We start from the raw sequence: 19,707 nt of genomic DNA, 5'->3' as shown, positions 1-19,707 counted from the left end.
TGCGCGCCGGATCAGTGCGTGCGCTCGACCGCGTAGCGCGCCAGGCCGCGCAACGCCGCCACGGCAGGGCTGTGCGGCAGGGTTTCCAGCGCCTGTTCGGCGGCAGCGGCGTATTCGGCCGCGCGTTGACGGCTGTAGTCCAACCCGCCGGTGGCATGGATGGCGGCCAGCACTTCCGGCATCGCCGCCGCATCGCCTTGCTCGACGATCTGTCGCAGGCGCTCACGGGTGTTGGCATCGGAGTGCGCCATCGCGTGGATCAGCGGCAGGGTGGCCTTGCCTTCGGCCAGGTCGTCGCCCAGGTTCTTGCCCAGGTCCGCGGCCTCGGCGGCGTAGTCGAGCACGTCGTCGGCGATCTGGAAGGCAAAGCCCAGCTGCATGCCGTAGTCGTACAACTGCTGCTGCACCTGCGCGCTGGCGCCGGAGGCAAGCGCACCCAGACGCGTGCCGGCGGCGAACAGCACCGCGGTCTTGCGCTCGATCACGCGCAGGTAGGCCGCTTCGTCGGTGTCGGGGTTATGCACGTGCAGCAGCTGCAGCACTTCGCCCTCGGCGATGCGGTTGGTGGTGTCGGCCAGGATCTGCATGACTTCCATGCGGTCCAGTTCGACCATCAGCTGGAAGCTGCGCGAATACAGGAAGTCGCCCACCAGCACGCTGGGAGCGTTGCCCCATAGCGCGTTGGCAGTGCTGCGTCCGCGGCGCAGGTCCGATTCGTCCACCACGTCGTCGTGCAGCAGGGTCGAGGTGTGGATGAATTCGATGATTGCCGCCAGTTGGTGGTGCTCCGGGCCGGAGCCGCCAGCGGCGTGGCCGGCCAGCATCACCAGCATCGGGCGCAGGCGTTTGCCGCCGGCAGAGATGATGTGATCGGCAATCTGGTTGATCAGCACGACGTCCGAGGCCAGACGGCGGCGGATCAGTGCGTCGACCGCGGCCATGTCGGGCGCGGCGAGGGACTGGATCTGGGGCAGGCCCAGCACGGTGGGGAGGTCTTCGGCGATGGTCATGCGCAGGCATTCGTGATGTGGGTCGATTATAGGTGCCCCGGCCGGATCCGTCCCGCCGGGCACATCCGGCGTCTTCACATTTGCCGCCCTGCGCAGCTGGGCCGTTACCCGCAAAGGTCTGTACGGGCTGGATTTCCGACCCTTGGCAAGGCACTTGCCCGGCAGCGCCGCGCGGCAACCTGCCAGGACCGCCGAGCGGCAGGTGCGGTAACATTGCCGCACAGACATTCATCGTTGCGCGCTCCCGGCGCCAGCGCATCATCTCGGAAGCACCTATGGCCCGCGGCATCAACAAAGTCATCCTCGTCGGCAACCTCGGCAACGATCCCGACACCAAGTACACCCAGGCCGGCATGGCAATCACGCGCGTGAGCCTGGCCACCACCAGCATGCGCAAGGACCGCGACGGCAATAACCAGGAACGCACCGAGTGGCACCGCGTGGTGTTCTTCGGAAAGCTGGGCGAAATCGCCGGCGAGTACCTGCGCAAGGGTTCGCAGGTCTACGTCGAAGGCGAACTGCGCTACGACAAGTACACCGGCCAGGACGGCGTGGAAAAGTACAGCACCGACATCGTCGCCAACGAGATGCAGATGCTCGGCGGCCGGGGTGAAGGCGGCGGTGGCGGGATGGGCGGCGATCGCCCGCAGCGCTCGGCGCCGCGTCAGCAGGGCGGCGGCGGTGGGCAGGGTGGTGGATACGGCGGCGGTGGCGGTGGCGGTGGTCAGGACTATGCGCCGCGCCGTCAGCAGCCGGCCCAGCAGCAGTCGGCACCGCCGATGGACGATTTCGCAGACGACGATATCCCCTTCTGAGGACAGCTCGTCGTTGCGTCATCCAGGAAGGCCCGCATTGCGCGGGCCTTCCGCGTTATGGGAAGTCCGCGCAGGCATTGGCCGGTTTCGGCAGAACGGCGGCAAGGGCCACGCGGGTGTCACGCGTGCTCGGAGGCGCGGGTCGTACGTGCAGCGCCCCTCCATCGCAGGCTTGTGCGTAACGCATGGAGTGGGTGCGCCGTCCATGCGTTGCTCCAGGCTCGCGACATCCACCTTACGACAGCTGCGTGACCTCTACTGCAGGTTGTCGGCACCCCGGCAGCCCTAGGCCGATGTGCGATTGCGTCCCTTCTGCTTGGCGCGATACAGCGCCGAATCGGCATCGTGCACGATGGCGTTGGGGCTCAGCGGCGCTTCCCCCGGCTCGAAGGTGGCTGCGCCGATGCTGACGGTGACGTGCGCGCTGGTGGGGCTGGACAGGTGCATCAGGCCGAGCTCGGCGACCGCATTGCGCACGGCGTCGGCCAGGCGCAGCGCGCCGGCGGCATCGGTATGCGGCAGGATCATGCCGAACTCTTCGCCGCCGTAGCGCGCGGCGAGGTCTTCGCTGCGGCGCGAGCAGCCGGCAATGGCGCCTGCGATCAAACGCAGGCAGGCATCGCCGTTCACGTGGCCATAGGTGTCGTTGTAGAGCTTGAAGTGGTCGACGTCGATCATCAGCACCGACAATGGCGCCTCCAGGCGAACCGCGTCCTGCAACGCACGCGATAATCGGTGGTCGAAGGCGCGCCGGTTGGCGATGCCGGTCAATGCGTCTACCCAGGCTTCGGTGCTCAGCTTGGCTTCGTTGCGATGCATGCGGCGCAGTTGCAAATCCAGCCAGATCCCCACGCCCAGCAGCAGGGTGCAGCCCAGCGCGGCCACCACGATGCGCTGGCGCGCGGCTTCCCGCCAGTTCGCCAACGCATCGTCGACCGAAACGCCGGTCAGCACGGTCAGCGGATAGGGGCGCGCCGGTGCAAAGCTGGAGATGCGCTCCACGCCGTCGATCGGCGAGCGATAGGTGGCGGTGCCGTGCTTGCGCGCGCGCATGGTCACGTAGATCGACGTCCCCGCGATCGAGGTGCCGATCACGCCCTGTTTGTCTGGCCGTCGCACCATCACGATGCCATCGTCGTTGGTCATGCCGATGGTGCCGTGCGGGCCAACTTCGAAGGTGCTGTAGTAGTTCTGGAAATACTTCAGCTGCAGGGTGACCAGCACCACGCCGGCGAACTCGCCGCCGGGGGCGTTGAGACGGCGGCTCAACGTCAGCACCCAGGAGCCGTCCGAGCGGCTTTGCACGGGCGGGCCGACCATCGACAAGGCGTCGCGATGGTCGCGGTGGTATTTGAAATAAGCGCGGTCGGCGTTGTTGTGGGTCCTGGGGGTGCTGTCCAGCGACGAGCTCACCCAACTGCCGTCCGCGGCATAGATGAAGATGCCATGCAGGCGATCGGAGCGGCGCGCTTCGCGCACCAGAAACTCATGCATCGCAGAACGCGCCGCGCTGGAGCCCTGGTCGTGTTCGACCCGCGACACCAACCCGGACAGCACTGCGTCGGCAATGGACAGGGTGTCGCTGGCATGCTGCGCCAGCGAATTGGCCAGATTCAACGACTGCGCCTGTGCGCTGCGCAGCGCGGTCGCGCGTTCTTCGTGGATGGACCAATACTCCGAGCCGAGCAACAACATCCAAGACACAGTCAGTACGAAATGCAGCGCGATGCGCTGAGCACGTTGCCGCCGCCGCTTGCTTGTTGACGTCACTGTGGCTACCTGTCTGGATACCAGGGCGATGCAACCGCCGTGCCAGCCTACGCGTCGCGGCGCGCGTGCCTAGGTGCGGCAATACGTGCAATGACAGATCTGTGATTGCTGCCTCACGTTGTATGCAACAGCCCGCTTGCCCAGGTCGCCACGCGCGATCGCCGCTGCAGCAGCGCTCGCTGCAGCGCATCACCACGCACTGCGACAGATGTCAGAGCCAGCTCGACTGCGTTTGCGTAACGGGCAGCATGCTATCCCGGGTACTGAATCACGCTCAGGAGTTCCCCATGCACGCTATTCGTCTTCGCCATCCCGCCGCCATCGCATCGCTGCAGTCGGTTGCACTGCCCGATCCGGGGCAGCCTGCACGCGGTCAGATCCGCGTCCGCCTGCATGCCAGTTCGCTCAATTTTCATGATCTGGGCGTTGTGCTCGGGCAGATGCCGACCGCAGACGGGCGTATTCCGATGTCCGATGGCGCCGGCGTGGTGGAAGCAGTGGGGCCGGAGGTCGACGAGTTCGCAGTGGGCGATCATGTGGTGTCCACCTTCTTCCCGCAGTGGCTGGACGGCGAGCCCTTGCATGCCGGTTTTGCCACCACCCCAGGCGATGGCGTCGATGGCTATGCGCGCTCGGCGGTCGTCGCCGACGCGCAGGCATTCACCCATGCACCCCGCGGTTACAGCCATGCCGAGGCTGCGACGCTGACCACTGCCGGCGTTACCGCGTGGCGCGCGCTTGCGGTCAATGGCGGGCTCAAGGCCGGCGACAGCGTATTGGTACTAGGCACCGGCGGCGTGTCGATTTTCGCGCTGCAATTTGCCAAGGCGATGGGTGCGCGCGTGATCGCCACTTCCTCATCCGACGAGAAACTGGAGAAGGTGCGAGCGCTCGGCGCCGACCACCTCATCAACTATCGGCAGCATCCCGAATGGGCGGCGCAGGTCCTGGACATCACCGAAGGGCGTGGGGTGGACCATGTGGTCGAGGTCGGTGGCCCGGGCACGCTGACGCAATCGATCCGTGCAGCGCGCGTAGGTGGGCATATCGCCTTGATCGGTGTGTTGACCGGTGCCGCTGGGCCGGTTCCGACTGCCGAAATGATGGGGCGCCAGCAACGCCTGCAGGGGTTGGTCGTTGGCAGCCGCAGGCATCAACAGGACCTGGTGCGCGCACTCGACAGCTTGCCGCTGCGGCCGGTGATCGATCGCAGCTTTGCGCTGGATGAGATCGGTGAAGCGTTCGCGCTGCAGAAGGCCGGTGGGCATCTCGGCAAGATCGCGCTGGAGTTCTGATCCAGCCCGCGGTACTGAGCGCGGGCGATGCGTCCGCAGCGCCGGCGCGTGAATTCCGTAGTTCGACGTGTGCAAGGGCCGCCGCCTGCATGATGCTGCTGGCGAGCGCAACCAATACTTCTCGAGTTTCGTTCGTTCGCAGCCCACGGCGGCCAACCAACGTGCTGCACGTGCACATTCCAAGAACTGTTCGGCCGGCCCGTCCGTCTCCAACGTCATCGGCGCATGGGCCTGGTTACTCGCAGTGATGAGCGTCTTTCATAGGCGCATGCAGCACCCAGCGCTAATGCGGGCAAAGGCGGCTACTAGAATCGGGCAATACACCGCTTCACGCCCGCAGGCGCCACCGCGCACTCACGCGCTTGTGACCGGCAGCGCTGCACATTGATTGAGAACTGTAAAAGCCAGCATTGTTGGAGATGCCAGCCATGAGAGACATCAAGATGACCCGTCGCGAGGTATTGATCGCAGGAACGGCATCGGCAGCCAGCGTTGCCGCAACCCAGTCGATGGCCGCCACCGCCGCCACTGCGATCTCGCAGCGGCCGGCAACCGAGCCTGCCAATGCATCCAGCCAGGTCGCTTTCGAGGTGAACGGCAAGCCGGTCGCTCTGACGCTGGATAACCGCACCACCTTGCTGGATGCGCTGCGCGAACATCTGCATCTCACCGGCACCAAGAAGGGCTGCGATCACGGCCAGTGCGGCGCCTGTACGGTCATCGTCGACGGGCAACGCATGAACGCGTGCCTGTCGCTGGCAGTGATGCACGAGGGCGCCAAGGTCACCACCATCGAAGGGTTGGGCACGCCGGACAAGTTGCATCCCATGCAGGCGGCGTTCGTCAAGCACGATGGCTACCAATGCGGGTATTGCACGCCCGGGCAGATCTGTTCGGCAGTGGCGGTGCTGGACGAGGTGAAGCGCGGGATCCCCAGCCATGTCACCGAAGACCTCACCGGAAAGACCAAGCTCACCACACCCGAATTGCAGGAGCGCATGAGCGGCAATATTTGCCGCTGCGGTGCGTATTCCAACATCGTTGAAGCCATCAACGACGTTGCCGGAGGCCGCGCATGAAGGCCTTTAGCTACGAGCGGGCCACCTCGCCAGCAGATGCGGCAGCCAAGGCCGCGCGCCAGCCCGGTGCCAAGTTCATCGCAGGCGGGACCAACCTGCTCGATCTGATGAAGCTGCAGATCGAAACGCCGTCGCACCTGATCGATGTCAACGGCCTGAGCCTGGATACCATCGAGGCCACGCCTGAGGGCGGCCTGCGCATCGGTGCATTGGTGCGCAACACCGATCTGGCGGCCGACCAGCGCGTGCGCCGCGATTACGCCGTGCTGTCGCGCGCATTGCTGGCCGGTGCCTCGGGACAACTGCGCAATCGCGCCACCACGGCCGGCAACCTGCTGCAACGGACGCGGTGTCCCTATTTCTACGACACCAATCAGCCGTGCAACAAGCGACTGCCTGGCAGTGGCTGCGCGGCCATCGGTGGCTATAACCGTCAACTGGCAGTCATCGGTGCCAGCGATGCGTGCATTGCCACCCATCCCAGCGATATGGCCATTGCCATGCGCCTGCTTGATGCCGTGGTGGAAACGGTGCGCCCGGATGGGCAGACGCGCGCCGTGGCCCTGTCCGAGTTCTATCGCGCACCGGGAACGACGCCGCATCTGGAAACCGTGCTGGAGCGCGGCGAATTGATCACCGCCGTCACCTTGCCCAAGCCGCTGGGTGGCACGCACGTGTACCGCAAGGTGCGCGACCGTGCCTCGTATGCGTTCGCCCTGGTGTCGGTGGCCGCCGTCGTTCAGCGCGACGGCAGTACGCGCGTCGCAGTCGGCGGCGTCGCGCACAAGCCATGGCGCAGCGAAGCTGCCGAAGCCAGAGCGAAAGAGGGTGCCCGCGCCATTGCGTCCGTGTTGCTCGACGGCGCACAGCCCACCGAACACAACGCATTCAAGGTGCCGCTGGTCGAGCGCACCTTGACCGCGATCCTGGCCGACACGAGGGCCTGATATGAAATTCGACACTCCCGCCGGCACCAATCCCATCGATCAGCTCACTGTCGTCGGCAAGCCCGTCGACCGTATCGACGGGCCACTCAAGACCACCGGGCAGGCACCGTATGCCTACGAACATCACGACTTGCCGGGCCAGCCCGCTTACGGGCATGTGGTGGGCGCAGGCATCGCCAAGGGCACCATTCGCAGCATCGATCTGAGCGCGGCGCGCAAGGCGCCGGGCGTGCTGGGCATCGTGACCGCGCAGAACGCAGGCAAGTTGCAAAAGGGCAAGTTCAACACCGCCAAGCTGTTGGGCGGCCCCGAGATCGCGCATTACCACCAGGCCATTGCCGTGGTGGTGGCGGAAACCTTCGAGCAGGCGCGTGCGGCCGGCCAGTTGATCAAGGTCGATTACGGCCGGCACGTTGGCGCCTACGATCTGGAAAAGGCCCGTGGCGGCGCCAAGGTGACCAAGAAGGGCGACGCGCCCAACAGCAATGTCGGCAACTTCGACGCTGCCTTCGCTACGGCGCCGGTGCAACTGGATGCCCAATACACCACACCGGATCATTCGCACGCGATGATGGAGCCGCACGCATCGATTGCCATGTGGGATGGCGACAAGCTCAGCGTGTGGACATCCAATCAGATGATCAATTGGGGTGCCGGCGATCTGGCCAGGACGCTGGGCCTCCCGCGCGAAAACGTGCGGATCATGTCGCCGTATGTCGGCGGCGGTTTCGGCGGCAAGCTGTTCCTGCGTGCCGATGTAGTCCTGGCATCGCTGGCCGCGCGTCAGGTCGGACGTCCGGTCAAGGTGATGTTGCCGCGGCCGCTGATCGCCAATAACACCACCCACCGCCCGGCCACGGTGCAACGCATCCGGCTTGGGGCCGGGCGCGACGGCAAGCTCACGGCGATTGCGCATGAAAGCTGGTCGGGCGACTTGCCCGACGGCAGCCCGGAAAACGCCGCTGCACAGACGCAATTGCTCTACGCTGGTGCTAACCGCCTGATTACGACCCGTCTGGCCGTGCTCGATCTGCCCGAAGGCAACGCCATGCGCGCGCCGGGCGAGGCGCCGGGGTTGATGGCGTTGGAAATCGCCATGGACGAGATGGCCGAAAAGCTCGACATGGATCCGGTCAAGTTCCGCATCGTCAACGACACCCAGGTGGACCCGGAAAATCCGCAACGCCCGTTCTCGCAGCGTCAGCTGGTCAAGTGCCTGGAAGATGGCGCAAAGCGATTCGAGTGGTCCAAGCGCAAGGCCAGGCCGGGCAGCACGCGCGACGGTCGTTGGCTGGTCGGCATGGGCGTGGCGGCGGCATTTCGCAACGCGCCGGTCACGACCTCCGGCGCGCGTATGCGGCTGGAGCAGGGCGGGCGCTTGGTGGTGGAAACCGACATGACCGATATCGGGACCGGCTCCTATACCATCATTGCGCAGACCGCTGCGGAAATGCTTGGGGTCCCGCTTAACTGGGTGGATGTGCGCCTGGGCGATTCGAGCTTTCCGGCCTCTGCAGGCTCCGGCGGGCAATGGGGCGCGAACAGTTCCACCGCAGGCGTCTATGCGGCCGCAGTCAAGTTGCGTGAAGCGGTGGCCAGGCAATTGGGCCTGGATCCGGCCGCTGCCGAATTTGCCGATGGCTATGTGCGCGCCGGTGGCAAGCGCATTGCGCTCGGCGATGCCGTGGCCAGTGGCGCGCTGGTGGTGGAAGACAAGATCGAGTTCGGCGACCTCAGCAAGACGCATCAACTCTCCACGTTCGGTGCGCATTTCGTCGAGGTAGGCGTGGATGTGGCCACCGCCGAAGTGCGCATCCGGCGCATGCTTGCCGTATGCGCCGCAGGACGCATCCTCAATCCCAAATCCGCACGCAGCCAGGTCATCGGCGGCATGACCATGGGCGCCGGCGCGGCACTGATGGAAGAGCTGGCAGTGGACAAACGCCTGGGCTTTTTCGTCAACCACGACCTGGCCGGCTATGAAGTGCCGGTGCATGCGGACATCCCGCATCAGGACGTGGTGTTCCTGGAAGAAAGCGACCCGCTATCGTCGCCGATGAAGGCCAAGGGCGTGGGTGAGTTGGGCATCTGCGGCGTGGCAGCAGCAATCGCAAATGCGGTGTACAACGCAACCGGCGTGCGTGTGCGCGACTATCCGGTGACCCTGGACAAATTGCTGCCGCACCTGCCCGAGATGCTGCGCGCGTGAGCGCGGTGGTTGCCCCGATCGCGCATGCGCCGCCGGCGTGGCCGGCATGGCCGGGCTACGCGTTGCTCGACGATTTGTTGCCAACGTTGAGCGCATGGCAGCGTGCAGGGCAGCGCGTGGCGATGGCAACCTTGATCGATGTGCAAGGCTCCTCCCCACGGCCGTTGGGAAGCGAGATGGCCATCAGCGCCGATGGGAACGTGGCAGGCTATGTCTCAGGCGGCTGCGTCGAGGCGGCGGTGGCACATGAAGCCATGGCAGCGCTGCGCGATGGTCAGCCGCGCTGGCTGGATTATGGCGAAGGCAGCCAGGTGCTGGACATCCAGCTCAGCTGCGGCGGGCGCATCGGCGTGCTGGTGTGGCCGGTGCCGGATCTGGGTGAGCACCTCGCACGTTGGCGTAACGCGCGCCAGCATCGGCGTGCATTTCATGTGGCCTTGGATCGTGCGTCCGGCACGGTGCGTTACCTGGCAAATGCACAGGACGCGCGTGCAGGCGAATTCGTGCGCAGCCATCGTCCGCCGTTGCGGCTGGTGCTGGTCGGCGCTGACCCATCGCTGCTGGCGCTGGTGTCGTTGGCCAGCCAGATGGGCATCGACGTGCGCGTGTTGCGGCCGCATGGTCCGGGCGAACCGCCGCCGGGCTTGGCGCCCGAGCACTACGACCGACGTGCGTTGGGCGATGCGCTGCAGGACCTGCATCTGGATGCCGACACCGCGCTGTATAGCCTGGCCCACGATGCCGAGATCGACATGCAGGTTGCGCAGCGCGGCTTGGCGTCCCCTGTTGCCTGCATCGGCATCCTCGGCAGCCGGCAGAAGCGCGAAGGTCGCTTGCAGGCCTTGCGGGCGCTTGGGTATGGCGATGCCGCACTCGCACGTCTGCGTTTGCCGGCGGGCTGGCGCATGGGGCGCTCGTCACCGCACACCATCGCGCTCGGCATCATCGCCGAAGCCACGCAAGCGGTGGTAGATCTACAGGCCGTGACCGCAAGCCGATAAGTCGCTGGCTGCTCCTGCCGCGTGCGTGAGTCATCAAGGCGCATCGCAGCCGGTCGGGTCGCACACAGCTGCTTTCGAGCACTATCGTGGCAGGCCTCCGACAGCACGCTGTCATCTGCATCGCCATGGGCAGGCCTTCGCCAATGCATCCACAGCGCACGCAAAGGGTAGTCACCTTGCACGCACAGCCGGCGCTCTAGGCTGCAGCTGTCTTCCATTCAAGCAGCACGTCGCCATGACCCCTGTTCCGGATCGCCACGTCGACGTCTCGCGTGATGCTGTTCGCGTTAGCTTCTTCGCCACCCACCATTCCGCACGTGGTGACGACGTCGGAAAGCGCCACGCTCCCGCCGTCTGGCAACCAGCACCGCACGCTGCTGCCGCCACGCCAGCAGCGTACGGCGCATGAGTGGCGATCACGCCGCACTGGTGCTGGGCGCCGGGGCAGGGCGCCGGCTTGGCCGCTCGAAGCAATTGCTGATGCGCGATGGCGAGCCGTTGCTGCATCGCGCCGCTCGCATTGCGTTACTGACTGCGCCACGCCGCTGCGTGGTCGTGCTGGGTGCCGATGCTGATACGTTGAGCGAGGTATTGCAGGATCTGGATGTCGAAATACTGCGGCACCCCGATTGGTCCGAGGGCATGGGCTCCAGCCTGGCCGCGTTGCGCCGGCATGTGCAGGGCGACCCGGCATTGCGACGCAGCCTGATCCTGGGGTGCGATCAGCCTGCGCTGGATGCCCCGCATCTGCGCTCCCTGCTGGAAGAAGCCGATCGCGCCGTCTCCGGGTGTGCAACCAGTGGCTACAGCGGCGTGCGCGGCATTCCCGCGGTGGTCACGCATGCGGCCTGGGCGGATGTGCCATTGCAGGCCGATAGCGGCTTGCGTGGCCTGTTCGCCAGCCTGGACATGCAGAGCCTGGGGTGCGTAAGCGCCCCGGCGTTGGCATTGGATATCGACACGCCGACGGATCTGGCCGCCGCGCAGCAGCGCGGCTGGGTCGATGCGGACTGAGACGCCGTGACGGGTACGCACGCAAATCTCTGGCAGCCTGGGTCCTGACACGATCGGCGCCGGCCGCACCGTCAGCGGCAGGCACCGTCACTGCACGCACGCTGACGTGACCGGTGCCGATCACCGACACCGGTCCAGGCGCGTTACCTCTTTTTTGCAGCCCGCCAACCGACATGCCTGGCCGACACGCTCAACCGTGCAACAGCCTTACGACCACAGCACGACCGCTTCCCTGATCACCAACACATAGCCAATGACCATGGCGGTCTTGACCGAAAACTGGAATTTCCTAAGCAGATGCATGCAACCCCTCCCCAGAGGCAGTCTTCAAGAGCGACTGATCACCCACTGCGCACCGTCCACGCTCGTCTGACGGTTGCTGATGACGCGGCGTTCACCAGTCCTGACCGAATGTAGCGCTGGACGTGATGTGTGTCACGTAAGAATTTTCCTACCGACCTGCCAGTGTCAGCCCGACGGCGTTGGCATGCGTAAAAGAACATCCTGGCTATGCCGGACGCGGGGCCATTGGCTACTCTCCCGCGGCCCCTTGAGTAAGGGCACGCCGGCATACCGGACGGGAGAAGGCGTTCCCATTCCTCGCGCATCGCGGCCCCACGCCCCATGCGCCTTTGCTCGACCGCTAGACGCACTGGCCGGAGGCCTGATGGACGAGTCTCGTTATGTCGTACGCATCCACCCCGCACAGGGCGGCTGGTGGGTAACCCGCCCGCACTGGTCGCCGCTGCGGTATTTGCGCGAGCAGGGCGCCCTGGACTTTGCCGAATGGATGGCAAAGCTGCACTGCCTGACCACCGGCCAGCCCAGCGGCGTGGTGGTCAACACCGGAGGCGGCGATCGGGTGGTGCGGCGTTACGGCTGAGGCCGTAGGCAACGCTGTCGCTTGCTGCAGTAAACCATTGCCCACGGTGGCGGCTGTCCGCAGCTGTGCGGGGTTTGCGCAGACGTCCGGGTCGGCTAGATTCGAGGGATCGGCCACCTGGGTCCGGTCCGCGCTCTGGCGGCTACTTCTCTGGATGTCCGCCTGTCGTGAATGCTGCCGGTGCTGCGCTGATTCGAAACGATATCGTCGTGTTCGGCCTGATCGCCGCCACCCTGGGCGCGGTGTTCTGGACGTCTGCACGGGAGCAGGGGTTCTGGCGGCGTTTCTACGCGGTGGTGCCGGCCTTGTTGCTGTGTTATCTGCTGCCCGGCATCTACAACACGGTCGGTTTGATCGATGGTGCCAACACCCGGTTGTACAACCCGATCGCCCGTGACGTGCTGCTGCCTGCGGCATTGATCCTGCTGACCTTGAGCATCGATCTGCGCGCGATCCTGCGGCTCGGCCCCAAGCTGGTGGCGATGTATCTGGGCGCATCGCTGAGCATCATGCTGGGTGCGGTGGTGGCGTTCTGGGTGATGCGCTGGCTGCATCCGGCCACCGTGGCCGGCGATACCTGGGCCGGCATGGCAGCGCTGGCGGGCAGCTGGATCGGCGGTGGCGCCAACATGCTGGCGATGCGCGAAGTGTTCGATGTGGACGCAACCACGTTCGGGCAGTTCGCGGTGGTCGATGTCGGCGTGGGCTATGTGTGGATGGCGGCGCTGATCTTCCTGGCCGGCCGCGCGCGCAAGATCGATGCACGCAGCGGTGCCGACACCCGGGCGCTGGATGCCTTGCAGGAGCGCATGGCGCGCTTCCAGGCCGAGCATGCGCGCATTCCCAGCTTGGCCGACTTGATGGTGATCGTGGCGGTGGCATTCGGCGGTGTCGGCCTTGCGCATGCCCTGGCCAATCCTCTTGCCGCGTGGTGCAAGGCGCAGTTGGATTGGGCCAGCCAGTTCAGCCTGGACACGCCGTTCGTGTGGGTGGTGGTGCTGGCGACCAGCCTGGGCCTGCTGCTGAGCTTTACCCGTGCGCGCACGCTGGAGGGCGCGGGCGCGTCCAGGATCGGCACCTTGCTGCTGTATTTCCTGATCGCATGCATCGGCATGCAGATGGATCTGCTGGCGCTGCTGGACCGGCCATGGTTGTTCCTGCTCGGCCTGATCTGGATTGCCGTGCACATTGCCGTGTTATGGGGGCTTGGCCGGTTGTTGCGGGTGCCGTTCTTTTATTTTGCGATCGGCTCGCAATCCAATATCGGCGGCCCGGCCTCCGCGCCGGTGGTTGCCGCGGCATTTCACCCGGCTCTGGCGCCGGTCGGTGTGCTGCTGGGCACGATGGGCTACGCCACCGGCACCTATCTGGCCTATCTGGTCGGCATTACCTTGCGGGCGATGGCAGGCGCTGGATAACTCGCGCCGCAATCTGCAACGCCACGATGAAGCGACCGAGCGAGGTATCACACCGCTGTGCAATCGCCAGTGCGGCTGGGCGATGCTCGGCGTTGCGTCATGTGCCGCGCCTGGCATGCCGCGTCTGCGCATCGTGCGCGATTGGCTGACGACTCCGATGACACGGTGTCGGCCACGTCGCGCCGCGGTCGAACACGCGCACTAGTCTCAAAGACACGCTGCACTGCGCGAAGCCGGCAGCGATCGCGCGCAAGACCTTGACGCGCTGCTGCCAGCCGCGTGCAGGGCGAAGAGTGGCCCGCGACATTGCGCGGGCCACCGGCGCCTTACTGCTGAATCACCCGGCGCTGCTCTTCCTGCGGTTGCGGCGGCTGCTGGGTGTGTTGCTGATTGTGCTGGTGCAGCTGGCTGACATTGGTCTGCGCCGGCTCGTTGGCTGCCGATGCCGTCTGCACATGGCTGCGCAGATGGGCCGGGTCGTCCATGCGCCCCTGCACCGCGATCAGGCTGTCGCCGTCACGGTTGGGCACCAGGTGATCGATACGCTGCAAGCCATCGTTGCCTGCACGCGCGGCCACGCTGGCAGCGGTATTGAGAAACGCGGTGTCGTCGCGCAGCCCCAGGCGGTCGCGTTGCCCATCCAACTGCACCACCGCGTCGTTGAATAGCTGGCTGCCGGGCTGCAATGCGGTGCCGCGCGCCTGGTCCTGCGACTGCATGTCCTGCGCCTTCATCACCGAATCGATGCCGTGCAGATCCAGCCGATGCTTGAGCATCATGCCCGGCACCAGGCGCTGGCCGAAGGACAACGGGTCCGGTTCGGGCAGTTCGATCTGATGACCGGCCGCATTGGGCATGGCCCATTTGAGCGGGATGCTGTCTTCCTGCAGATGGGTCAGGATTTCGTTCTTGACGTGGTAGCCGCGGATCAATTCGCTGTTGGCGTAATCCTTGGCCGCCGATGCATCCAGACCTTGGCGCTCCAGCGTGCGGTCGTTGACGCCGGCGGCGTTATAGGTCACCGCCGGAATGTCGTTGACCATTGCCGATGCCGCGGCCAGACCGCCGCCCAGCGAATGCCCGCTGATCACCACCTGGTCGCCGAACGCCTGTTTGGCCTGGCTACCGAGCTGGATCGCTGAAGCGTATTGCGCATCGTCCAAGCCCAGGCCCTGGCCGATGTTGTGCTTCCAGTCCTTGCCTTCGTCGGTGCCGCAGAAGCCCAGCACCACCTGCCCCTGATCATTGCGATAGAACGCGGCATCGAAGCCGCTCTTGGCGTCGTGCAGCAGGGCAGGGTCGATGCCTGCCTGCTGCAGCGCGCGGTCGTCCATGCGCGACCAGCCATTGGGCAGGGCGGCAAAGGTTTCGGCACCGCCTTCGCGTCGCTGCGCGGCGGTGGCGTAAAGGTCCTGCAGCATCGCTGGAAGCTGGCGGTCTTCCGGATGCGGTTGTTGACCGCGCATCGATTCTGCGAACGGGGTGGAAGAAGAGGATTCTGACGGGCTCATGCGCGGCTCCTTGCGTTCGTCATGCGAAAAGCGCGCTTAGCGGCTGCTTTCCACGGGAATGTTGTGGGCGTTCAACCACGCGCGTACGTCCGACCTGACCTGCTGGCCGCTGGCGTTGAGCAGGCGGTCCGGCGTGGTGAAGAAATACGCCTGGAAGGTCTTCTGCTGGGCATTACGCACGGTGGGATCGACACCGGCCTTGAGCAGGGCGAGCACTGCAGGGCTGGCTGCGCCACTTTGCGCTGCAAGGTGCAGCAGGCTGTTGCCGGTGTGGTCGACGCGCTGTACATCTGCACCGGCCTTGATCAGCAAATCGATCTGCGCATCGCGCTTGCTCTGCACCGCGCGAAACAGCGGCGTCCAGCCCGCTCGCGCGCTGACGACATCGATCGGCGCCTTGTGCTGCAACAGGATCTGCAGATACTGCGGGTCTTGCGCCATGGCGGCCATGTGCACGACCGTTTCCTGGTCCATGCCGGGGAGCGATGGGTCTGCACCTGCATCGAGCAATGCGGCCAGCGCGCGCGGTTGTTCGTTCCAGATTGCCCATTCGAGCAAGGTGACGTTTTGATCGCCATGCGCGGCGAGATCGACAGTGGGGGCGAGTGCCTTGATCCGGGCCACATCACCGTGCGCAATGGCCTGGGCGATGTCGGTCAGGGCGGGGTCGCGGAAGGCGACGGTGTGGTCCTGCAGCGTAGCTGACATGGTGGTTTGCTCCTTGGCACCGGGCGAGGCGGTGCATGAGACCGCGAAAAACGAGGTCGCAAGAACGAGCAGGGCGGGGAATCGCGGTTGCATCGAAATCTCCTTCTCCTGATCGCATTCCTGATGACGCTGCAGCAAGTCCCGCCGCAGCGGGGCAGATCCTAGCAGCTGGAAAAATCGCTTGCGGTAAGATTTCGTGACATGGCTTTTTGTGACATGACGGTACGGCGGGCCGCATGCTCGGGGCCGCCTGTCCTGATGGTGCGCATGCTGCAAGCGGCGAAGTGTCCATCGCCACAGCCTGCTGCCCCACAGCCGACGGTCACACCCGGGCCGGCATAATGGCGCTTTGTGAGCAGATGGGTGCGATGGCGTACGAGCTACTGATCAGTGACTGTGATGGCGTTCTTGTCGACAGCGAGATACTGGCCGACCGGGTAATGCGTGAGGCGCTGGCGTCTTTCGTGCCAAGCGAGCCGCTGGAACAGCTGCTGGAAACCACCTTCGGGCAGACCACGCGCGAGGTGCTGCGGCGGGTGGAAGAGCGCTTTGCATTGCAGTTGCCAGAGACCCTGCTCGCGCAGATCCAGGCGCGCAGCGAGGCCTTGATCCAGGCGCAGGTGCAGCCGATCGCAGGCGTACGCGAGGCGTTGGAGCAGATTCCACTGCCGTTGGCGGTGGCCTCCAATAGCCGGCGCCACAATGTGATTGCCTCGGTGGAACGGGCCGGGCTCACCGCACGCGCGGCGGGACGTATTTTCAGCGCCGACATGGTGGAGCGGCCCAAGCCGGCACCGGACGTGTATCTGCTGGCGGCACGCACCGCCGGAGTCGCGCCGCAGCGTTGTGTGGTCATCGAAGACAGCCCCACCGGTGCAACCGCGGCCGTGACGGCCGGCATGCAGGTGCTGGGGTTTACCGGTGCAAGCCACATTCCACCGGGGCATGGCGACACCCTGCGCCGCATTGGTGTGCTTGAAGTGTTCGACGACATGCGTGATTTGCCTGCGCTGTTCGCGCGGTTGGCGCAAAAGCGGGCTGGGTAAGGCGGCAGCTTGGTGAGGGGGGGCGGTGTCATGGGTACGCAGTGGCCCCGTCCCGCAAGCGGCGAGGACACCGCGCCGCAAGGTGTTCGGTTGTCTTGTCGAAACATGCGTAACGACCAACGTGAGAGGGCCCGCAGCCAATGCGCGGGTAGTGTCCTGCAATTGATGGATTGGACGTTGCGATCCGTCCGAGTGATCGCGATTCGCGTCATCGCCCAATCTTGACGCATTCAAAAGCTGGGTCGTCGAGTGCGCGGTTTCCTCGCCGCTTGCGGGATACGCCGTGAACCCGTCCATGGGAGTCGTTGGCGGCATCCATGCCGCCAACGGTCCCGCAAGTGGCGAGGACACCGCACTAGACAGTTGACTGACGCCTGGTGAAAGCAGCTCGCTGCCGCGAACAGGTTCCTGCACGCGTCGATTGGGTTTTTGCTGCGGATCGATTGGCCATCACATCGACAGGCGCTGCGACGAGCGAATGCGCCATTACGTGATTCGTTTTATCGAGTTGCGGTCGAGCCAACGCAACAGGGCGCGATTCGCATCGCGCCCTGTTGCGGTTCTACCTCTTGATCGGCCGACGACCGGCCAGGCAATCAACCGTCACCGATCAACAACAGCGAAACCCACTCTTGCCGCCATAGCGCGCATCCTGGCGCTCGCGGAAGAAGGCGGGGTAGTCCATCACCGGTTTATCGGGATGCTTTTCCAGCATGTGGCGCACGTAGTTGTCGTAGTCGGGGATGCCGCAGCACAGCCGTGCGGTCTGGATCAGGCGCCGCCAGATGCGGCGATGCGCCTGATAGTGACTGGCCAAGACGAGTTGCGTGCCCATTACAGGTCTGCCATCTGATGCGGCTGCAACGCCACGTACGGGGTTTCGCGGTCGGTGCGCTGCGGGTTGCGGCGTGCTGCCACGATCGTCTTGATCGAATAGATCAGGATCGAGCCGACCACGAACAGGAACAGCACGGTCAGCCCGGTGTTGACGTAGGCATTGGTGACGATCTGCTGCATCTGCGGCACTGTCTTGGCCGGCGCGGTGATGGTGTTGCTGGCGATGGCCGCCTGGAACTTGTGCGCCTGCGCCAGGAAGCCCTGCGCCGGGTTGCTGTCGAAGATCTTGATCAACCCGGCGTACGTGGTGCACAACAACAGCCACAGCGCCGGCACGATGGTGACCCAGGCGTAGCGGTCGCGCTTCATCTTGAACAACACCACCGTACCCAGCATCAACGCGATCCCGGCCAGCATCTGGTTGGAGATGCCGAACAACGGCCACAAGGTCTGGATGCCGCCGAACGGATCGATCACGCCGGTGTAGAGCAGGTAGCCCCACAGCGCCACGCAACCGGCGGTGGCGATGATGTTGGCGGTCCACGACTCGGTTTTCTTCAACGCCGGGATGAAGTTGCCCAGCAGGTCCTGCAGCATGAAGCGGCCGGCGCGCGTGCCGGCGTCTACCGCGGTCAGGATGAACAGGGCTTCGAACAGGATGGCGAAGTGATACCAGAACGCCATGGTGTCTTCGCCCGGCAGCAACTGGTGCAGGATCTGCGCGATGCCCACCGCCAGCGTAGGGGCACCGCCGGCGCGCGCCAGGATGCTGTGCTCGCCGATATCGCGTGCCGTGGCCTCGAGTACCTGCGGTGTGATCGAGAAGCCCCACTCGCTGATCTTGGCAGCCACTGCGACAGTGTCGGAGCCCACCAGCGAGGCGGGGCTGTTCATGGCGAAGTAGATGCCCGGCTCGATGATCGACGCGGCCACCAGCGCCATGATCGCCACGAACGATTCCATCAGCATGCCGCCGTAGCCGATGTAGCGCATGTGGCCTTCGTTGGCGAGCAGCTTGGGCGTCGTGCCGGACGCGATCAACGCATGGAAGCCGGAGACCGCGCCGCAGGCAATGGTGATGAACAGGAACGGGAAGATGCCGCCCTTCCAGACCGGGCCATCGCCGGTGGAGGCAAATTGCGTGAGCGCCGGCATCTTCAGGTCCGGCATGACAACCAGGATGCCGATCGCCAGGGCCAGGATGGTGCCGATCTTGAGGAAGGTGGACAGGTAGTCGCGCGGTGCCAGCAGCAGCCACACCGGCAGCACCGAGGCGACGAAGCCGTAGCCGATCAGCATCCAGGTGATCTGCTTGGCGGTGAAGGTGAAGGCCGGCCCCCAGGTCGGGTCCGCGGCCACCTTGCCGCCCAGCCAGATCGCCCCCAGCAGCAGGATCAACCCCACCACCGAGATCTCGCCGATCTTGCCGACGCGGATGTAGCGCATGTAGACGCCCATCATGATCGCAATGGGCATTGTGGCGATGACGGTGAACATGCCCCATGGGCTTTCCGCTAGCGCCTTGACCACCACCATCGCCAGCACCGCCAGGATGATGATCATGATCAGGAAGGCGCCGAACAGGGCGATGGTGCCGGGCACCTGGCCCATTTCCTCGCGCACCAGATCGCCCAGCGAGCGGCCGTTGCGACGGCTGGACAGGAACAGCACCACGAAGTCCTGCACCGCACCGGCGAACACCACGCCCACCACCAGCCACAGCAGGCCGGGCAGGTAGCCCATCTGTGCGGCGAGCACCGGACCGACCAGCGGCCCGGCGCCGGCGATGGCGGCGAAGTGATGGCCGAACAGCACGTGCTTGTTGGTGGGCACGTAATCCAGGCCGTCGTTGTTGGCGACCGCCGGGGTGGCGCGGGTGATGTCCAGCTGCATCACCTTGTCGGCGATGAACAGGCTGTAGAACCGGTAGGCGATCAGATAGATCGACACCGCGGCCACCACGATCCATAACGCGTTGATGTGCTCGCCACGCCGCAGCGCAACGGTACCCAGGCAGAACGCGGCCAGCAGCGCCAACGCGCCCCAGGCCAGCTTGGAGAACCCTTTCATGCATGCCCCTCAGGAACGATTCGTTCAAGGGTCCCCCCACGCCCGGCTGCGGTCAATGCCAGGCGGGCGCAACGGGTTAAAACTTTGGTCGTAC

Annotated in this window: 16 protein-coding genes; 10 read left to right on the top strand and 6 right to left on the bottom strand. The window is 65.3% G+C overall.

Annotated features, from left to right (window positions below):
* Positions 1 to 11: 11 nt before the first annotated feature.
* The gene (locus tag ACCQ16_RS14185) at positions 12 to 1,010 is read right to left on the bottom strand and encodes a polyprenyl synthetase family protein (RefSeq protein ID WP_277572620.1); all 999 of its coding nucleotides are present in this window, start codon (positions 1,008 to 1,010) and stop codon (positions 12 to 14) included.
* A gap of 275 nt (positions 1,011 to 1,285) precedes the next feature.
* On the opposite strand from ACCQ16_RS14185, the gene ACCQ16_RS14180 reads away from it, so the two are divergent.
* Positions 1,286 to 1,825: a single-stranded DNA-binding protein gene (locus ACCQ16_RS14180; RefSeq protein WP_218541117.1), complete on the top strand. Its 540-nt coding sequence runs from the start codon at positions 1,286 to 1,288 to the stop codon at positions 1,823 to 1,825.
* Positions 1,826 to 2,110: 285 nt separating this feature from the next.
* On the opposite strand, the gene ACCQ16_RS14175 is transcribed toward ACCQ16_RS14180, so the two are convergent.
* Positions 2,111 to 3,595: a sensor domain-containing diguanylate cyclase gene (locus ACCQ16_RS14175; protein WP_372379988.1), complete on the bottom strand. Its 1,485-nt coding sequence runs from the start codon at positions 3,593 to 3,595 to the stop codon at positions 2,111 to 2,113.
* Between the two features lie 287 nt (positions 3,596 to 3,882).
* Here ACCQ16_RS14175 and ACCQ16_RS14170 point away from each other — a divergent pair, with 287 nt between their 5' ends.
* From ACCQ16_RS14170 to ACCQ16_RS14135, 8 genes are all read left to right on the top strand, one after another.
* The gene (locus ACCQ16_RS14170; protein ID WP_014090655.1) at positions 3,883 to 4,890 is read left to right on the top strand and encodes a zinc-dependent alcohol dehydrogenase family protein; all 1,008 of its coding nucleotides are present in this window, start codon (positions 3,883 to 3,885) and stop codon (positions 4,888 to 4,890) included.
* A gap of 428 nt (positions 4,891 to 5,318) precedes the next feature.
* Complete coding sequence (gene paoA, locus ACCQ16_RS14165) at positions 5,319 to 5,969, top strand: aldehyde dehydrogenase iron-sulfur subunit PaoA (protein ID WP_029819880.1); 651 nt, start codon at positions 5,319 to 5,321, stop codon at positions 5,967 to 5,969.
* Positions 5,966 to 6,916, top strand: a complete 951-nt coding sequence (locus ACCQ16_RS14160; RefSeq protein ID WP_071117639.1) for an FAD binding domain-containing protein — start codon at positions 5,966 to 5,968, stop codon at positions 6,914 to 6,916. Before paoA ends, ACCQ16_RS14160 begins: the two co-directional genes overlap by 4 nt.
* Before the next feature lies 1 nt (position 6,917).
* Positions 6,918 to 9,125, top strand: a complete 2,208-nt coding sequence (gene paoC / locus ACCQ16_RS14155) for an aldehyde oxidoreductase molybdenum-binding subunit PaoC (protein ID WP_277572621.1) — start codon at positions 6,918 to 6,920, stop codon at positions 9,123 to 9,125.
* Positions 9,122 to 10,126 (top strand): XdhC family protein, encoded by a 1,005-nt coding sequence (locus tag ACCQ16_RS14150; RefSeq protein ID WP_008572422.1) that lies wholly within the window; start codon positions 9,122 to 9,124, stop codon positions 10,124 to 10,126. The genes paoC and ACCQ16_RS14150 overlap by 4 nt, the downstream gene beginning before the upstream one ends.
* Before the next feature lie 405 nt (positions 10,127 to 10,531).
* A complete protein-coding gene (locus ACCQ16_RS14145; protein ID WP_008572425.1) occupies positions 10,532 to 11,140 on the top strand; it encodes a nucleotidyltransferase family protein in 609 nt (202 codons plus the stop codon).
* A gap of 667 nt (positions 11,141 to 11,807) precedes the next feature.
* Complete coding sequence (locus ACCQ16_RS14140) at positions 11,808 to 12,023, top strand: hypothetical protein (protein ID WP_008572430.1); 216 nt, start codon at positions 11,808 to 11,810, stop codon at positions 12,021 to 12,023.
* A 167-nt stretch (positions 12,024 to 12,190) separates the two neighbouring features.
* Complete coding sequence (locus tag ACCQ16_RS14135; RefSeq protein ID WP_011348089.1) at positions 12,191 to 13,441, top strand: DUF819 family protein; 1,251 nt, start codon at positions 12,191 to 12,193, stop codon at positions 13,439 to 13,441.
* Positions 13,442 to 13,767: 326 nt separating this feature from the next.
* Here the strand turns inward: ACCQ16_RS14135 and ACCQ16_RS14130 are convergent, their stop codons facing one another.
* Together ACCQ16_RS14130 and ACCQ16_RS14125 are read right to left on the bottom strand one after the other, a co-directional pair.
* Positions 13,768 to 14,952, bottom strand: coding sequence for a Tle-like phospholipase domain-containing protein (locus tag ACCQ16_RS14130; protein ID WP_011348088.1), 1,185 nt, complete (start codon positions 14,950 to 14,952; stop codon positions 13,768 to 13,770).
* A 36-nt stretch (positions 14,953 to 14,988) separates the two neighbouring features.
* Positions 14,989 to 15,798 (bottom strand): ankyrin repeat domain-containing protein, encoded by an 810-nt coding sequence (locus ACCQ16_RS14125; RefSeq protein WP_172397285.1) that lies wholly within the window; start codon positions 15,796 to 15,798, stop codon positions 14,989 to 14,991.
* A 203-nt stretch (positions 15,799 to 16,001) separates the two neighbouring features.
* Between ACCQ16_RS14125 and ACCQ16_RS14120 the strand changes: the two genes are divergently transcribed.
* Positions 16,002 to 16,706, top strand: coding sequence for an HAD family hydrolase (locus ACCQ16_RS14120; RefSeq protein WP_011348086.1), 705 nt, complete (start codon positions 16,002 to 16,004; stop codon positions 16,704 to 16,706).
* Positions 16,707 to 17,316: 610 nt separating this feature from the next.
* Here the strand turns inward: ACCQ16_RS14120 and ACCQ16_RS14115 are convergent.
* Entirely contained in the window at positions 17,317 to 17,541 is a 225-nt protein-coding gene (locus ACCQ16_RS14115) for a YbdD/YjiX family protein (protein ID WP_003488133.1), read from the bottom strand.
* Positions 17,541 to 19,613 carry a carbon starvation CstA family protein gene (locus ACCQ16_RS14110; RefSeq protein ID WP_218531292.1) on the bottom strand — a complete coding sequence of 691 codons (2,073 nt, stop codon included), beginning with the start codon at positions 19,611 to 19,613 and terminating at the stop codon, positions 17,541 to 17,543. Before ACCQ16_RS14110 ends, ACCQ16_RS14115 begins: the two co-directional genes overlap by 1 nt.
* Positions 19,614 to 19,707 lie beyond the last annotated feature (94 nt).

Source organism: Xanthomonas sp. NCPPB 1062, assembly GCF_041481705.2.
GTDB classification, from domain to species: domain Bacteria; phylum Pseudomonadota; class Gammaproteobacteria; order Xanthomonadales; family Xanthomonadaceae; genus Xanthomonas; species Xanthomonas euvesicatoria.
This window is presented reverse-complemented; position numbering and strand designations above follow the sequence as displayed.

Excerpts from the sequence above, each read along its gene's own strand:
- ACCQ16_RS14120 (WP_011348086.1), top strand. The coding sequence starts at position 16,002 with ATGGCGCTTTGTGAGCAGATGGGTGCGATGGCGTACGAGCTACTGATC.
- ACCQ16_RS14115 (WP_003488133.1), bottom strand. The coding sequence starts at position 17,541 with ATGGGCACGCAACTCGTCTTGGCCAGTCACTATCAGGCGCATCGCCGC.
- ACCQ16_RS14180 (WP_218541117.1), top strand. The coding sequence starts at position 1,286 with ATGGCCCGCGGCATCAACAAAGTCATCCTCGTCGGCAACCTCGGCAAC.
- ACCQ16_RS14140 (WP_008572430.1), top strand. The coding sequence starts at position 11,808 with ATGGACGAGTCTCGTTATGTCGTACGCATCCACCCCGCACAGGGCGGC.
- ACCQ16_RS14160 (WP_071117639.1), top strand. The coding sequence starts at position 5,966 with ATGAAGGCCTTTAGCTACGAGCGGGCCACCTCGCCAGCAGATGCGGCA.
- ACCQ16_RS14170 (WP_014090655.1), top strand. The coding sequence starts at position 3,883 with ATGCACGCTATTCGTCTTCGCCATCCCGCCGCCATCGCATCGCTGCAG.
- ACCQ16_RS14130 (WP_011348088.1), bottom strand. The coding sequence starts at position 14,952 with ATGAGCCCGTCAGAATCCTCTTCTTCCACCCCGTTCGCAGAATCGATG.
- ACCQ16_RS14110 (WP_218531292.1), bottom strand. The coding sequence starts at position 19,613 with ATGAAAGGGTTCTCCAAGCTGGCCTGGGGCGCGTTGGCGCTGCTGGCC.
- paoC (WP_277572621.1), top strand. The coding sequence starts at position 6,918 with ATGAAATTCGACACTCCCGCCGGCACCAATCCCATCGATCAGCTCACT.
- paoA (WP_029819880.1), top strand. The coding sequence starts at position 5,319 with ATGAGAGACATCAAGATGACCCGTCGCGAGGTATTGATCGCAGGAACG.
- ACCQ16_RS14185 (WP_277572620.1), bottom strand. The coding sequence starts at position 1,010 with ATGACCATCGCCGAAGACCTCCCCACCGTGCTGGGCCTGCCCCAGATC.
- ACCQ16_RS14145 (WP_008572425.1), top strand. The coding sequence starts at position 10,532 with ATGAGTGGCGATCACGCCGCACTGGTGCTGGGCGCCGGGGCAGGGCGC.